Below are 15,100 nucleotides of genomic sequence, written 5' to 3'. Positions count from 1 at the left end.
TTAAGCTACCAAAACTACGGGAAGGAAATACAATCATGACAGCTATTGCTCTGTTCGGCGCAGGCGGCAAGATGGGTTACCGTCTGGCCAAGAACCTCAAGGGTTCGCGCTTTGACGTACGCCACATCGAAGTCAGCGACGCAGGCAAGGCACGCCTGAAGAACGAACTCGACATCGACACCATCGATGCAGACGCAGGTCTCGAAGGCGCTGAAGTCGTCATTTTGGCTGTGCCGGACACCATCATCGGTAAAGTTGCTGCTGGCATCGTTGACAAGCTGAAGCCAGGCACAATGGTTATTGCGCTCGACGCGGCTGCACCATTTGCTGGCCATCTGCCAGAACGCGCAGACCTCACCTATTTCGTTACCCATCCTTGCCATCCGCCGATCTTCAACGACGAAACGGACATGCAGGCAAAGAAGGACCACTTCGGCGGTCTGTTTGCAAAGCAGCACATCGTTTCGGCTCTGATGCAGGGTCCGGAAAAATCCTATGCACTTGGTGAAGAAATCGCCAAGGTCATCTGGGCACCAGTCATGCGTTCGCACCGCGTAACCGTTGAACAGCTCGCAATCCTCGAGCCAGGTCTTTCGGAAACCGTTTGCGCGTCGCTTCTGGTTGTCATGAAGCAGGCCATGGACGAATGCGTCCGTCGTGGCGTTCCTGAAGAAGCAGCACGCGACTTCCTGCTCGGCCACATGAATGTTCTCGGCGCCGTCATCTTTGGCGAAGTCCAGGGCGTATTCTCCGATGCCTGCAACAAGGCAATCGAATTCGGTATTCCTGCGCTGATGCGCGACGATTGGAAGAACGTTTTCGAACCGGAAGAAATCGCAGAAAGCATCCGTCGCATTACGTGACGTCAGTTGGGAGGGCGTAATCCGCCCTCCTTTTTTACCGCCCTTTTGGGAAACGGGGCTTATTGGGAGGTCTACATGAAGTTTACACGCAGGAAAATTGCGCGCGGTTTTGCGATTGCAGCCGTCTCGGCAACATTGGCAGGCAGCGTCGTCATGCCAGCATGGGCTGCTGATCTGATCGCGATCATCACGCCATCGCACGACAATCCATTCTACAAGGCTGAAGCCGTCGGCGCTGAAGCCAAAGCCAAGGAACTTGGCTACGATACGCTGATCCTTCAGCATGACGACGACGCGACCAAGCAGTCGCAGCTCGTCGATACAGCCATCGGCCGTGGCGCAAAGGCCATCATTCTCGACAATGCCGGCTCGGAAGCATCGATTGCAGCCGTTCAGAAAGCAAAAGACGCGAAGATTCCTTCATTCCTGATAGACCGTGAAATCAACGCCTCAGGTGTTGCTGTTTCACAGATCGTATCCAACAACTATCAGGGCGCACAGCTTGGTGCTGAAGAGTTCGTAAAGTTAATGGGCGAAGCCGGCAATTATGTCGAGCTGCTCGGTCGTGAATCCGATCTCAATGCTGGCACCCGCTCCAAGGGCTATCACGACGTTATCGACGAATATCCAGACATGAAGATGGTCGCGCAGCAGTCTGCCAACTGGAGCCAGACTGAAGCCTTCACAAAGATGCAGAGCATTTTGCAGGCAAACCCTGACATCAAGGGCGTGATTTCCGGCAACGACACCATGGCCATGGGCGCATGGGCAGCGCTTGAAGCTGCGGGTCGCAAGGACGTCATCGTCGTCGGCTTTGACGGCTCAAATGACGTTCGTGACTCCATCAAGGCAGGCGGTATCAAGGCAACTGTTCTTCAGCCAGCCTATGCTCAGGCACAGATGGCCGTCGTTCAGGCTGACGAATATATCAAGACCGGTAAGGGACCTGCTGAAGAAAAGCAGCTGATGGACTGCGTCCTCATCAATCCTGATAACGCAGACAAGCTCGAAACCTTCGCTTTGAAGGACTAACTCCCAAGGCTTGCGACTTCGGGAGCGCCAACAAATGTTAGCGCTCCCGATATGTTCCTAATACCGAGGATAAAATCATGTCAGTGCTGAAGTCAGCTTCCATTATCCTGCTGGCCTGCGGTGTCGCGCTTTCGGGCTGCAAAATCATCAAGACTCCGACAGCAGAAGAAGCCGCAGAAGCACGCGGCGATAATTTCAATCCCGATCGTTCGGTTGCCGACATCTGGGACTCAAAAGTTAAGCCGTTTTTTGCCGAAAAAACTGCAACGCTCGATGAAGTGATGCAGGCAGCAAACGCAGATGCGGATGCCGCTGGAGCAAAATACGGTCATCGCGAAAAGCAGGGCAATGCCCCCTGGACTTTTGCAGCCAAGCTTGAAGGCACTGTGGTCGCCGCCGAAACGAAATCGCGCGCAGCCTATGTTGATGTCGACAGCAATGGCGATGGCAAGGCCGATGCACGCGTACAGATCGGGCCGACCGTTCGTGGCAGCGCAATTCGCGACAGCCTCTCCTTTGTGAACTTCAACGAGTTTCGCAATCAGATCGACTGGGCTCAATTTGGCAAGGCGTTCAACACCCGCGTCAATGACGATGTTCTATCAAAGCTCCCGCGCGAAGATCTGGTTGGCATGAAGGTGAAAGCCGAAGGTGCTTTCCCGTTGCCATCAAAGGGCCAGCTTCCGCTCGTCACGCCTGTTTCCATCTCTTTGGAGAAATAAGCGATGGAGACGGAATTGAACCCAAAGGACGATATCGTCCTCAAGCTTGAGGATGTTTCCAAGGTCTATTCGGGCATTGTCGCGGTTAAGCGCGCCAATCTTGAATTGCGCCGTGGTTCGGTCAATGTGCTTGTCGGCGAAAACGGTGCTGGCAAGTCAACGCTGATGAAGATCATCGCGGGCGTTGAGCGTCCGACCATGGGGAAGATCATTCTTGATGGCGAGGAAGTGTCATTCGACAGCCCCGCCGACGCGCAAAAGCGCGGCATTGCGATGATCTTTCAGGAACTCAACCTGTTTTCAAACATGACGGTGGCAGAGAACATCTTTGCCACGCGCGAAATTACACGCGGTTTGCGCGGCATTGATCACAAGGCGCAGGTCGTCAAGGCCAATGAATATCTCGACCGCCTTGATGCAGGCATCAATGCAAGTACGCTCGTCGCTGATCTGCCAATCGGTCAGCAGCAACTTGTCGAAATCGCCAAGGCTATTTCGCTCGATGCACGCATTGTCATCATGGATGAACCGACATCGGCTCTTTCTGCAGCCGAAGTCGATATTCTTTTCAAGGTGATCGCCGAGCTGAAAAAGAAGGGCGTGGCAATCGTCTATATTTCGCATCGTCTCGAAGAACTGATGCGGATTGGCGATTACATCACGGTTCTGCGTGACGGAAAAATCACCGGCCAGGAAGAGATCAAAAATATCGATACACAATGGATCGTGCGTTCGATGATCGGTTCTGATGCCAAGGATTTTGCCAAGCCTGTGACCCACAAGATCGGTGCAGAACGGTTTCGCGCTGAAAACATCACCCTGCCGCGTGCAACCGGCGGGCTTGCAGTTGATGACGTCTCCCTGACTGTGCGCGCAGGCGAAGTTCTGGGTATTTACGGCCTTATGGGCGCTGGGCGTTCCGAGTTTTTCGAATGTGTGATGGGCCAGCATGGGCATTCCACCGGCCATATCTATATCGATGGCGAGGAAGTGAAGGAACGCGATACGACCCGTCGCATCCGGCGTGGCCTTGCTCTCATACCGGAAGATCGCCAGCGCGAAGGACTGGTACAGATTTTGTCGATTGCCAGCAACCTGACACTGGCAAGTCTCGACCGTCTGGCTCGCTTCTTCCACATCACGCCAAAGCGTGAAAAGCAGGCCATTCAACAGGCAATCAAAGACCTTTCGATCAAGGCACCGAACCCCGAATTCGAAGTCACTTCGATGTCAGGTGGCAATCAGCAAAAGGTTGTCATCGGCAAGGCGCTGATGACCAATCCGAAAGTTCTTCTGATGGACGAGCCATCGCGCGGCATCGACGTGGGTGCAAAGGCCGATGTCTTTCGCACCATGCGCAGGCTTGCTGCCGAAGGTCTCTCCATTCTCTTTTCAACCTCTGATCTGGAAGAAGTCATGGCGCTCTCCGATCGCATCGCGGTGCTCAGCAATGGGAAGCTGATTGCCATATTCGACCGCGATAAAGCGACGGAAGCCGACATTGTTGCTGCATCGGCCAAGGGCCACGGGCACACACATGACAACGACCACAACAAACAAACAAGGGAACTCGCGTCATGACAGCCAACACGACGACGGCCGCCACTGACTCAACCTTTAACAGCGGCTCGGCCCTGCTGACGCTGATGAAACTGAGAACCTTCATCGCTCTTTTCGCGGTGTTCATCTTCTTCTCGTTCGCAGCCCCGAACTTCCTGTCAGCTGCCAACCTGATCCTGATGTCGAAGCACGTTGCTCTTAACGCATTTCTTGCAATGGGCATGACCTTCGTCATCATCACAGGCGGCATCGACCTTTCCGTCGGCTCCATTGTCGGGCTTTGCGGTATGGTTGCCGGTGGTCTTCTGATCTACGGTATCGATCTTGGCATCGGCTATACGATCTATTTCAACATCATTGAAATCTCGCTGATCACACTGGCTGTTGGTGTCGCGGTCGGCTTCATAAACGGGCTATTGGTAACCAAACTGAATGTTGCGCCCTTTATTGCGACACTCGGCACGCTTTATGTAGCGCGTGGCCTGGCACTTCTGTCCTCAGACGGCCAAACCTTCCCGAACCTTGTAGGCCGCGAAGACCTGGGCACAACCGGCTTCGCCTTCCTCGGATCAGGCAGCATTCTCGGTCTTCCGGTCTCGATCTGGATTCTGATCGTCGTCGCATTGGCTGCAGCCTATATCGCGCGATATACACCGCTTGGTCGCCAGATTTTCGCAGTCGGCGGCAATGAACGTGCGGCACGCATGTCGGGTATCCGCGTCGACCGCGTAAAGATGTTCGTTTACATGTTTTCGGGCTTCTGTGCTGCGATCGCCGGGCTTATCATCTCGTCCGAACTGATGTCGTCGCATCCGGCAACCGGCAACTCGTTCGAGCTGAATGCCATTGCGGCAGCCGTCCTCGGCGGGACTTCAATGTCGGGCGGACGCGGCACCATTGGCGGCACAATCATCGGTGCATTCGTCATCGGTATTCTCTCCGATGGTCTGGTCATGATGGGCGTATCGTCCTTCTGGCAGATGGTCATCAAAGGCCTTGTCATCATCATTGCCGTGGTGGTTGATCAGGCACAGCGCCGCCTCCAGCAGCGCGTTACACTCATGCAAATGGCAAAAGCAGGATAAAGGCTCAGTAAATGGCAGAATTGAATGGCGCTCTGATCGGCTGCGGTTTCTTCGCAATCAACCAGATGCACGCATGGAATGACGTTTCGGGTGCCAAAATCGTGGCAATCTGCGACCGCGATCCTGAGCGGTTGAAGATTGTCGGCGACCAGTTTGGCATCGAACGCCGCTACACGGATGCACAAGCGCTGTTTGCAGATGGCGGCATCGACTTTGTCGATATCGCCACCACGGTTTCAAGCCATCGTGCTCTGGTGGAACTTGCTGCCGCCCACAAGGTTCCAGCAATCTGCCAGAAGCCTTTTGCCAAAACGCTTGATGATGCCAAGGCCATGGTGAAGGTCTGCGATGAAGCAGGTATTCCGCTCATGGTGCATGAAAACTTCCGCTGGCAGACGCCTATTCAGGCAGTGCGCAAGGCACTCGACAGTGGCGTCATCGGCACGCCGTTCTGGGGACGTTTCTCGTTTCGCTCCGGCTTTGATGTGTTTTCCGGCCAGCCCTATCTTGCAGAAGGCGAACGCTTCATCATCGAAGATTTAGGCATTCATACGCTTGATATTGCACGCTTCATTCTGGGCGATGTGACCAGCCTTGTTGCTCGCACAAAGCGTGTGAACCCGAAAATCAAGGGTGAAGATGTAGCAACTATTCTCATGGATCATGAAAATGGCGCTACTTCCATTGTTGATGTAAGCTATGCCACCAAGCTCGAAACCGATCCTTTCCCGGAAACGCTCATCGAAATTGATGGCAGCGAAGGTTCGATCAGGCTTTATCAGGGTTATCGCTTTGAAGTGATTACGCCGAACAGCACCACGGTTTCCGACGTTTCGCCAAAACTACTCTCATGGGCCTCACGTCCTTGGCACAATATTCAGGAAAGCGTTTTTGCCATTCAGCAGCATTGGGTGGACAAGCTGGAAACTCACGAAGAAACCTCGACATCGGGTGCGGATAATCTCAAGACTTTCGCGCTTGTCGAAGCCGCCTATGACAGTGCCACAAGCGGCAACCGCGTCGACATTACGGCGTTGCTCAAATGAGCAACGTTGATCCTTTCCTGCTCTATGGAACGCGAGAAGCCGAAGCTCAGCCAACGCACCTAAAAGCGGGCTTGCTTGGCCTGGATTTAAGCGACGGCAATCTTCGCACCATCACTTATGACGGTGTCGAAGTTTTGCGCGCGGTCTCCTATCTCGTGCGGGATCGAGACTGGGGAACCTACAACCCGGAAATCCATGATCTGAATGTCGAGCAAAACGACAGCGGTTTCATTGTCACCTATCAGGCACGTTGCGAAGGCCCGGATGCGACCCAACTCACCATTGATGTCCGCATTCAGGCAGAGAGTGGCGGTACGCTCACTTTCGACGCCGTAGCGAATACCGCGACAGGCTTTGAAACCAACCGGTGCGGCTTTTGCATCCTGCATCCAATCGTCGGCGTGGCAGGCGCACCTGTGAGCGTCGAGCATGTAGACGGTACACTCAACAACACCCGCCTGCCCGATCTGATCGAGCCATGGCAGCCATTCAAGGACATGCGTGCGATCACCCATGAGGCCATGTCTAGTGTTACGGCCGAATGCCGCATGGAAGGCGATACGTTTGAGATGGAAGATCAGCGCAACTGGTCCGATGCATCTTACAAGACCTATGTACGTCCGCTGGCTTTGCCATGGCCTTACCAAATCGAAGCCGCCAACCCCCAGCATCAGCGCATCGTCCTCAACATTTCCGACACGCGCGCGGCGACACCAAATAACACCCGGGATGCGGAGCCGGTGAACATCACGCTTGGTGACACAAGCGGCAGAATGCCGAATATCGGCATTATCATCACACCGGAAGAAGCCAAAGCAAGCCTCGCCGCAATTGATCTGTTGCAGGAGATTGGTCCGCAGGATCTGTTATTTCATTACGATCCACTGGCAGAGCACAAAGGTTCGACCTTCGCGGATTTTGCAGCCCTGGCTGCGAAGCATAGCGGGCGCGTTTCGCTCGAAATTGCATTGCCTTGCACGAAATCGCTCATCGAAGAGACGACTGCAATCGCTTCTGACATGAAAGCGGCTGGCTTTACCCCAGATGCGGTCATAGTTTCACCGGCTATAGATCGGCAGTCGACACCGCCCGGCAGCGAATGGCCACCCTGCCCGCCACTTGAAGATGTTTATGCAGCAGCAAGAGCAGCCTTCCCGAATGTGCGGCTTGGCGGCGGAATGCTGAGCTATTTCACCGAACTTAATCGCAAGCGCATTCCGGGCGAGCTTGTTGATTTCGTCACCCATTGCACCAATCCAATTGTTCATGCCGCTGATGATCTGAGCGTTATGCAAACACTGGAGGCGTTGCCTTTCATTACCCGTTCGGTGCGCGCGATCTACGGCGACAAGCCCTATCGCATCGGGCCGTCGACCATCCCCATGCGCCAGAATCCTTATGGCAGCAGGACAATGGAAAACCCGAATGGCAAGCGCATTGCGATGGCCAATCGTGATCCGCGCCATAATGGGAAGTTCGCGGAAAGCTTCGCATTGGCCTATGCCATATCGGTGCTGAATGCTGGTCTCGACAGCCTTACGCTTTCAGCTCTCACCGGGCCTTTCGGGCTCATCGCGGACGAGAATGAACCGGTCGCTATTGGTAACAAGCGCCCTTTGTTCAACACAGTAAAAGTGCTTGCACAGCTTGCCGGGAAAAACTTCAGGCTATGCCAGTCTTCGCGTCCATCGGACGTTCTGGCAATGGCGGTAGAAGAGGAAGTCTGGCTGGTCAATATTACACCACATGAACAGGATGTGGTGATTGCAGGTAGCAAGACTATAACTTTGCCACCCTATGGCGTGCAGTTGAGCATGATCTAAAAAACGGGCCAATGGCCCGTTTTTTATTTAGACACTCGGATACTGAGCGTCCGTCACGTGCTCCATCCAGTCAACGACTTTACCGTCGAGCTGCTCCTGCATGGCAATATGGGTCATCGCATTTTTTGGTGACGCACCATGCCAATGCTTTTCATTTGGCTCAAACCAGACGACATCGCCGGGACGGATTTCTTCAATCGGTCCGCCCTCACGCTGCACCAAGCCCAAACCAGCGGTAACAATCAGTGTCTGGCCTAATGGATGGGTGTGCCAAGCGGTCCGGGCACCCGGTTCAAATGTCACGGTAGCGGCTGCAGCGCGCCGCGCGTCATTGGGCGAAAACAACGGATCGATGCGAACTTTGCCCGTGAACCAGTCTGCAGGACCCACACCCGATGGCGCAGATCCATTTCTTTTGATTTCCATAGCGTTCTCCTGTCCGTGAATAAGATAGCGTCATGACATGGCAAAGAAATAGCAAAACGCCGATCTCATGACCGGCGTTTATCAAATAGATTTGAATCAATTAGCGGCGTTTCGCTGGCTGCTCACCAAGCGTCATGCCGTGGCGTTTTGAAAGCTCGGCAATAACAAGCTCAAGCTCCTGCGCTTTGCGTTCCGCATCCCAGCCAAACTCGACGCTAAGAATATCAGCAATTGCCGCAAGATTGGCATTCGACAGCGCGCCGTCAATTGCCAGTGTCGTGCGTCGCAGAACAACGTCCGAGAGATGCACCACCAGCTCATTACGCGCAATCCACGCAATTTCCGCACGGCTGATGCTGTCCGTATCGGGCAAAAGTGTAACGCCAACTTTGGCTTCGTCCTGAATGATCGGCAGAGCGGTCGTGCCATAACGCTGCAAAAGTGTCTCGACACGTTCAACTGCAAGCCCGGTTTCCTTGGCGTGTTTCGCCACCCATGCGACGCGTGCTCGGTCATCCGCCGGGTAGTCCTTGCCGCCACCGATGGTCAAAGTGCGGGTGGATTTGAGACGCTCGCGACCAAAACGCTTGAGTACCGTATCTGCCACTTCTTCCGCGAATCCGCGGAACGTCGTCCACTTGCCACCAACCAACGAAATGATCGCGAAAGGACGGCCTGCATCCGGCTCAATAACCGGTGCGGAGTGGTCCCGGCTGATAAGCCCCGGTTCCGATGCATTGGAGGCAGGAAGCGGGCGAATGCCGCTATAGGTATAAACGATCTGGCTGCGATCGAACTTCAGCTTCGGCAGCAGCGACCGCAGGCTCTCGATGAAGTAATCGATTTCCTTGTCTTCCGCGAAAACCTCATCCGGATTGTTTGCCGGAATATCCGTCGAACCGACCAGCGCCAGACCATGATAATCATACACAAGACAGATACGACCATCATCCGCCTCGAAATAGATCATCCGGCCCTTCAGGCTCTTCACCAGCTCGGGATGATCTACAAGGATATGCGAACCCTTGGTGCCACCAATCATCTTGGTTTCTTTGCCAAGTGCCGCGTTTACATGATCGATCCATGGGCCAGCGGCATTGATAACGATCTTTGGCTTGATCGTGAAAGCAGCACCATCCGGCCCCTCAAAGCTCACTGCACCGTCGCGGGCTGCAACAATGGAGCTGAAATTGGCCGCTGTGCTCTTTGGATTGGCTTTCACGCCGTCGCTGACAAGCTCATAAACCAGACGTTCCGGCTTACTCACCCATGCATCATAATAAATGCCACCCGCCACGATAGACGGCGTCATGTATGGCATTTCCTTCAAAGCACTCTTCTTGAAGAGAAAATTATGCTTTGGCATGACGCGTTCACGCGCACCAAAATAATCGTAAAGACCAAGACCAATCTTGATGAGAACCGCGCCACGGCTGCGCGGTGCTGTGGTTGAACCGAACAGGGTACGAAGTGCTGCGGCAATACCCTTGGTCCAGGAGAAAGCCGGAATAAATGTCGGCAGCGGACGGACATTATGCGGCGCGTTTTTGAGCAGGATATTACGCTCAACGGTTGATTGCGCCACCAGGCCAAATTCACCGGTTTCGAGATATTTGAGACCACCATGAATGAGGCGTGACGGGGCAGCACTCGTGCCGGAACCAAAGTCACCCTTATCGACGATGAAACAGCTCACGCCCTGTTCACTCAGATCGCGATAGAGACCCGCACCATTGATACCCGCACCCAGAATGAGCACATCAACACCGTCAGCTTCGAGTTGACTGATGCGGTTCTTCATTTGGGCGCTGTTTACGAAATCGTTCATTTCACTGTCTTTACATATTCGGTGCGCTTAGTGGCGCATTGGATTTCAATCCGTCAGAGCATCGATCTTAGGCCAGATCGGTCCAAGTGCAGATGCGATTTCCTTGAACAGCGCATAGCGCTTTTCATACTGCTCGCTGCGCGCTGCATCCGGTGTGTAGGTCCGGCCAATTGCATCAAGATCGCGGGGATCGCTATAAACATCAGCGAAAACGCCAGCGCCCTTGCCTGCACAAAGTGCGGCACCCCATGCTGCTGCTTCATCCGTATCGGTGACTGTGACCGGCATACCCAGCACATTGGCAAACATCTGCGCAAAAGATGGGCTGCGCGACACGCCGCCGGTCAGACGCGCTGCGGAAATTTCAAAGCCATTTTTCAGATGGTCGACATGGATACGGTGGTTAAAGGCAATGCCTTCCCAGACCGCGCGCAGCATATCGCCACGTTCCTGCCAGCCGCGCAAACCGAAGAACGCGCCACTAGCCATCGCACCGTAAGGCGAGCCGAACAGATAAGGGTGAAACAGAGCCGTTGAAGGCTTTGCCAGTGCAGTGTCAATTTCCGGGCGCAGCATATCGTGGATCGAGCGGCCGGTTTTCTCAGCTTCAAGACGTTCCGCCGGGCAGAGCTTGTCGAGGAACCAGTCGTAATTTGCAGTGGAAGCAGGTGAGATGGACATATTGTTCCACTCTCCCGGCGCAATCCCATTGCGGCAGAACCAGCTCTTATCGACGTTGGGCTTCGACGACAGCGTTTCATTGATCGAGTAGGTCCCGGCGACAACTGCAACTGTACCAATCTTGAGACCGCCAACACCCAGCGCAGAAGCGGTCACATCATGTAGGCCGCCAACGACTGGCGTTCCCGCAACAAGCCCGGTACGGTTTGCGCATTCTTGCGAAACACCGCCAATGATCTCATCCGAGCGCGACATCGGCGGCAGCGCATCCCAAAGTGCTTCAAGGCCGAAAAGTTTGAGCGCGTCTTTGGAATAGTCTTGCGTTTTGTAATCAGTGAAAGACGTCGATGCCTCGGTGCGATCAGTGCCGACTTCGCCCGTCAGGCAGAAACGCAGCCAATCCTTACACGCAATCACATGCCCGATGCGCCCATAGCGTTCAGGCTCATTTTCCTTAACCCAGGCCAGAATGGCGGACGGTGCAGAGGCGTGCGGCAGCTGACCGGTGATCGCAATCGACTGTTCTGCGACAGGGCTGTTCACCCAGCGCTCAGCCACATCAACGGCACGGCTATCCAGCGACAGAATGCCTTTACCAAGCGGGCGGCAATCCTTATCGAGCATGTAGATGCCGTCACCATGGGCGGTGGTGGCGATGGCTAGAATGTCAGATGCAGGGCGCCCACATTTTGCAAGTGCTTCAGCAATTGCATCCGCAGTCGCATTCCAGAATTCATCCATGTCGCGCTCGACATGGCGGGGGCGTGGGAAGGATTGCGCGACGCGGCGGCGGGCAACGGCAAGCGTCGAGCCATCAACGTCAAATATTACGGCCTTGGTGACGGTCAGTCCGCTATCAATTCCCAACAGAGACGGCATGGATCGTATTTCCTGATATGTATGCGATGAAGTACTGAGGCTTATTCTTTTGTTCCGCCAGAACTGGCGATAACCACATTGATGTTCTGCGACTGCATGCGTTCGATATGTTCATGCGGAGTCTTGTCATCGACAATGACGACATCAAAATCACTCAGCGCACCAAAATTATGCAGCGCCCGGCGCTCAAACTTTGTGTGATCGGTCAACAGCACGCGCTTTGCAGCGCTTTCCAGCATGGCACGCTTGGTTTCAACCATTTCGGGCGACTGGTGAAACAGCAGATCGTCCATAATCGCCGAGATCGAAATGAAAGCCACATCGGCACGCAGACGACGGATTTCATGGATAGTCATGCCGCCGACAAAGGCGTTGCACCAGTTATAAAGCTGACCACCGAGACCGAGCAGCGTGACATCTTTCATGTCGCGCACTTCATTCATCAGGATCAGCGAATTGGTAATGACCGTCAGCGGTCCCTTATCGGCAAGATAGGGAACCATTTGAAGGACAGTTGTTGAGTCATCGAAGAAAATGGCCTGACCGGGCTCTACGAATTGCATCGCGGCTTCAGCGATCAGTTTCTTTTCTTCGGATTGACGCGCAACGCGATAGAGGTCGCTTGCTTCGATAAGGCTAGTGGGGGCTGCGGAAACAATACCGCGTGATTTGCGAAAGAGGCCGCGGCTTACCAGCTCATCCACGTCACGATGCGCGGTCATGAGGCTGATTGCGAAACGTTCGGTCAGATCTTCGATCCGCACCGACCCTTCCGACATAATCATTTCAGCAATTTGCTGGCGGCGAACCAGCTGACGTGCGTGCCGACTATCGTTCGGCACCTGCTCTGTCATCAGGTTGTCTATGCTTGCTTTGTTGCTTGTGACCATGCTTACCACTCGTCCCCAGCCCGCTCAATTATTGACCGGTCCCGATTCATAGCATCGGTACGAAAAATAGAGAGAGGAGCGCGAGGTTAAGCCCGCGCTCCATCTTTTCAGGTCTTACTGTTCGAGAACGAACGGAGCAGTGTACTTGTCGACATTGTCCTTGGTGATCAGGAAGCAATCGAATAGCTGCTTTTCCTGGTCAACGCCGGTCTTACCGGTCTTGATGAACGTGTCGGCCTGCTTGACTGCAGCTTCCGAGAAAATCGCAACTGGCTGCAGAACGGTGTACTGCAGTTCACCAGCCTTGATCGCAGCGACTGCGTCTGGCGAACCGTCGAAACCACCAACCTTGACCTTGTCGAGCTTGCCAGCCTTTTTCAGAGCAGCAATCGCGCCAAGAGCCATTTCGTCGTTACCCGAGATAACGCCGATGATGTCTGGGTTTGCCTGAAGCAGAGCCTGCATCTTGTCGTGGCCCTGGGTACGGTTCCAGTTAGCAACGTCCTGACCAGCCTTTACGAGGTCCGGATACTGCGAAAGAACAGTTTCATAGCCATTCGAACGGGTGGCAGCATTGTTGTCCGACGGCGAACCGAACAGCTCAACATACTTGCCTTCTTCACCAACGCTCTCAACCCACTGCGTTGCACCGAGTGCTGCGCCCTGCGCGTTGTTGGAAACGAGCTGTGCCTTTGCGAGGCCTTCCTGGTTGATTTCAGCGTTTACGAGGAACACTGGAATGCCAGCTGCGACAGCGCGCTTGACTGCACCGACCGAACCGTCAGCATTTGCCGGGTCGAGAATGATCGCGACCGACTTGTTGGTGATCGCGGTATCGATCAGGTTGCTTTCGGTGTTGGTGTCGCCCTTGTGGCCGCCAACAACAGCCGAATAGCCGAGGCCTTCAGCGGTCTTCTTGGCGATTTCACCTTCGGTGTACCAATATGGGTTCGAAGGATCGTTGACCACGATCGAGATCAGACCTTCAGCCCATGCGGTGCTGGCGATAAGCGGCAATGCTGCAGCAGCAGCAAACAGAACGCGCATACCCTTCTTAAACATGTCTCACTCCCGTAAAATTATCGTTGAGTTATGCCGGTTTCCCGGCGTTACCATTTCCAGTGGGCGAGACTTTTAAGCTTGGTCGCCGTCTTGGAAAGTTTTCGCTACCCCCGAAGAACCGGCCCCACCCGGAACGGAGAATGGGGCCGTAATTATCAACGTCGGGAATATTGAATGCTGTTGAGCAGAACTGCGAGCACGATCACTGCACCCGTAAAGACAGTCTGCCAGTAGGATGATACGCCGATGATCACGAGGCCATCGGAAAGGAAACCGATAACAAAAGCGCCGAGAAGCGTGCCGAGAATTGTACCTCGACCACCCGTAAGCGCTGCGCCGCCGATCACGACTGCGGCGATAGCCGTCAGCTCGTAAGTGGTGCCTGCGGTCGGACCAGCCGAAGTCAGCTGCGATGACAGAACCAGACCAGCGATTGCAGCACAGATACCCGAAATCACATAGACAGAGATCTGGACGCGCTTCACTGGAACGCCCGACAGTTCAGCTGCACGTTCGTTACCACCCGAAGCATAGAGCCAGCGGCCAAATGCGGTGCGGTTGAGTACGACTGCAACGATGATGGCAAGAACAGCAAGTACCAGAACGCCAATCGGCACACCAAAAAGCGTGTTGAAGCCGAGCCAGTCAAAGCCGGTATTGCCGAGCTCAGGGCGACCGCCAAGATTGTTGTAGGTGAGACCATTGGTCATCAGAAGCGCTACACCGCGTGCGCAATAAAGCACGCCGAGTGTCGCCACGAAGGCCGGAACGCGCAGATAAGCGATCAAAACACCGTTCACCGCACCAACAAATGCGCCCAGGGCACAGGTGATGATGACAACCGCCCAAACCGGGAAATAAAGGATAACACCCAGTTCCGGAATATTGACGCCCTGCATGAGGAAGCCCGCGACAACGCCCGCAAGCCCGAGTGTAGAACCGACCGAAAGATCAATACCGCCATTGAGGATAACCAGCAGCATACCAATCGCCAGCAAGCCGAAAATGGCCACATGCGAGGACATGATGAGGAAGTTATTGACGGTAAAGTAATAAGGCGAAAGGAACGAGAAGGCTGCGATGATCGCAATCAACGCAAAGAACGCACGGCCTTCGAGCAGCAAATGCACGATGCTGGTTTTGCGCTTTGTCCCGGTGGACGCCGCCTTTTTGTCGTTGGTGCTCGTGACTGACATTCTATCA

General features: G+C 54.4%; 13 protein-coding genes. 7 read left to right on the top strand and 6 right to left on the bottom strand.

Annotated elements, in window-relative coordinates; all coding sequences use genetic code 11:
• Positions 1-35 precede the first annotated feature (35 nt).
• The 7 genes from CEV34_RS25690 (at position 36) to apnL (ending at position 8,131) form a co-directional block, all read left to right on the top strand.
• The gene (locus CEV34_RS25690; protein WP_007878325.1) at positions 36-863 is read left to right on the top strand and encodes a phosphogluconate dehydrogenase C-terminal domain-containing protein; all 828 of its coding nucleotides are present in this window, start codon (positions 36-38) and stop codon (positions 861-863) included.
• Between the two features lie 75 nt (positions 864-938).
• Complete coding sequence (locus CEV34_RS25685) at positions 939-1,895, top strand: D-ribose ABC transporter substrate-binding protein (protein WP_007878322.1); 957 nt, start codon at positions 939-941, stop codon at positions 1,893-1,895.
• Positions 1,896-1,972: 77 nt separating this feature from the next.
• A complete protein-coding gene (locus CEV34_RS25680; protein ID WP_007878321.1) occupies positions 1,973-2,617 on the top strand; it encodes a DUF2291 family protein in 645 nt (214 codons plus the stop codon).
• 3 nt (positions 2,618-2,620) lie between these two features.
• On the top strand, positions 2,621-4,198 hold the full coding sequence (locus CEV34_RS25675; protein WP_007878320.1) for a sugar ABC transporter ATP-binding protein: 1,578 nt from the start codon (positions 2,621-2,623) through the stop codon (positions 4,196-4,198).
• Entirely contained in the window at positions 4,195-5,262 is a 1,068-nt protein-coding gene (locus tag CEV34_RS25670; RefSeq protein ID WP_007878319.1) for an ABC transporter permease, read from the top strand. The genes CEV34_RS25675 and CEV34_RS25670 overlap by 4 nt, the downstream gene beginning before the upstream one ends.
• A gap of 11 nt (positions 5,263-5,273) precedes the next feature.
• Positions 5,274-6,308 carry a Gfo/Idh/MocA family protein gene (locus tag CEV34_RS25665; protein ID WP_007878318.1) on the top strand — a complete coding sequence of 345 codons (1,035 nt, stop codon included), beginning with the start codon at positions 5,274-5,276 and terminating at the stop codon, positions 6,306-6,308.
• Positions 6,305-8,131: a D-apionate lactonase gene (gene apnL / locus CEV34_RS25660; protein ID WP_007878317.1), complete on the top strand. Its 1,827-nt coding sequence runs from the start codon at positions 6,305-6,307 to the stop codon at positions 8,129-8,131. The genes CEV34_RS25665 and apnL overlap by 4 nt, the downstream gene beginning before the upstream one ends.
• A gap of 27 nt (positions 8,132-8,158) precedes the next feature.
• Here the strand turns inward: apnL and CEV34_RS25655 are convergent, their stop codons facing one another.
• From CEV34_RS25655 to CEV34_RS25630, 6 genes are all read right to left on the bottom strand, one after another.
• Positions 8,159-8,557 carry a (R)-mandelonitrile lyase gene (locus CEV34_RS25655; protein WP_007878316.1) on the bottom strand — a complete coding sequence of 133 codons (399 nt, stop codon included), beginning with the start codon at positions 8,555-8,557 and terminating at the stop codon, positions 8,159-8,161.
• Between the two features lie 100 nt (positions 8,558-8,657).
• Positions 8,658-10,385 carry a glycerol-3-phosphate dehydrogenase/oxidase gene (locus tag CEV34_RS25650; RefSeq protein ID WP_094544756.1) on the bottom strand — a complete coding sequence of 576 codons (1,728 nt, stop codon included), beginning with the start codon at positions 10,383-10,385 and terminating at the stop codon, positions 8,658-8,660.
• A gap of 45 nt (positions 10,386-10,430) precedes the next feature.
• Positions 10,431-11,945, bottom strand: coding sequence for an FGGY-family carbohydrate kinase (locus CEV34_RS25645; protein WP_007878312.1), 1,515 nt, complete (start codon positions 11,943-11,945; stop codon positions 10,431-10,433).
• Between the two features lie 41 nt (positions 11,946-11,986).
• Positions 11,987-12,835: a DeoR/GlpR family DNA-binding transcription regulator gene (locus CEV34_RS25640; protein WP_007878311.1), complete on the bottom strand. Its 849-nt coding sequence runs from the start codon at positions 12,833-12,835 to the stop codon at positions 11,987-11,989.
• 114 nt (positions 12,836-12,949) lie between these two features.
• Positions 12,950-13,897, bottom strand: a complete 948-nt coding sequence (locus CEV34_RS25635; RefSeq protein WP_007878309.1) for a D-ribose ABC transporter substrate-binding protein — start codon at positions 13,895-13,897, stop codon at positions 12,950-12,952.
• A gap of 155 nt (positions 13,898-14,052) precedes the next feature.
• Positions 14,053-15,093, bottom strand: a complete 1,041-nt coding sequence (locus CEV34_RS25630) for an ABC transporter permease (protein ID WP_007878307.1) — start codon at positions 15,091-15,093, stop codon at positions 14,053-14,055.
• Between the last annotated feature and the right edge of the window lie 7 nt (positions 15,094-15,100).

This window comes from Brucella pseudogrignonensis (genome assembly GCF_002252525.1).
Classification (GTDB): domain Bacteria; phylum Pseudomonadota; class Alphaproteobacteria; order Rhizobiales; family Rhizobiaceae; genus Brucella; species Brucella pseudogrignonensis.
The sequence above is the reverse complement of the archived record's forward strand: the minus strand, read 5'-3'. Positions and strand labels throughout refer to the sequence as shown.

What these genes read in the sequence shown, in the direction of transcription:
- CEV34_RS25670 (WP_007878319.1), top strand. Translation starts at nt 4,195, where the DNA reads ATGACAGCCAACACGACGACGGCCGCCACTGACTCAACCTTTAACAGC.
- CEV34_RS25640 (WP_007878311.1), bottom strand. Translation starts at nt 12,835, where the DNA reads ATGGTCACAAGCAACAAAGCAAGCATAGACAACCTGATGACAGAGCAG.
- CEV34_RS25675 (WP_007878320.1), top strand. Translation starts at nt 2,621, where the DNA reads ATGGAGACGGAATTGAACCCAAAGGACGATATCGTCCTCAAGCTTGAG.
- CEV34_RS25650 (WP_094544756.1), bottom strand. Translation starts at nt 10,385, where the DNA reads ATGAACGATTTCGTAAACAGCGCCCAAATGAAGAACCGCATCAGTCAA.
- apnL (WP_007878317.1), top strand. Translation starts at nt 6,305, where the DNA reads ATGAGCAACGTTGATCCTTTCCTGCTCTATGGAACGCGAGAAGCCGAA.
- CEV34_RS25630 (WP_007878307.1), bottom strand. Translation starts at nt 15,093, where the DNA reads ATGTCAGTCACGAGCACCAACGACAAAAAGGCGGCGTCCACCGGGACA.
- CEV34_RS25665 (WP_007878318.1), top strand. Translation starts at nt 5,274, where the DNA reads ATGGCAGAATTGAATGGCGCTCTGATCGGCTGCGGTTTCTTCGCAATC.
- CEV34_RS25655 (WP_007878316.1), bottom strand. Translation starts at nt 8,557, where the DNA reads ATGGAAATCAAAAGAAATGGATCTGCGCCATCGGGTGTGGGTCCTGCA.
- CEV34_RS25645 (WP_007878312.1), bottom strand. Translation starts at nt 11,945, where the DNA reads ATGCCGTCTCTGTTGGGAATTGATAGCGGACTGACCGTCACCAAGGCC.
- CEV34_RS25685 (WP_007878322.1), top strand. Translation starts at nt 939, where the DNA reads ATGAAGTTTACACGCAGGAAAATTGCGCGCGGTTTTGCGATTGCAGCC.
- CEV34_RS25680 (WP_007878321.1), top strand. Translation starts at nt 1,973, where the DNA reads ATGTCAGTGCTGAAGTCAGCTTCCATTATCCTGCTGGCCTGCGGTGTC.
- CEV34_RS25690 (WP_007878325.1), top strand. Translation starts at nt 36, where the DNA reads ATGACAGCTATTGCTCTGTTCGGCGCAGGCGGCAAGATGGGTTACCGT.
- CEV34_RS25635 (WP_007878309.1), bottom strand. Translation starts at nt 13,897, where the DNA reads ATGTTTAAGAAGGGTATGCGCGTTCTGTTTGCTGCTGCTGCAGCATTG.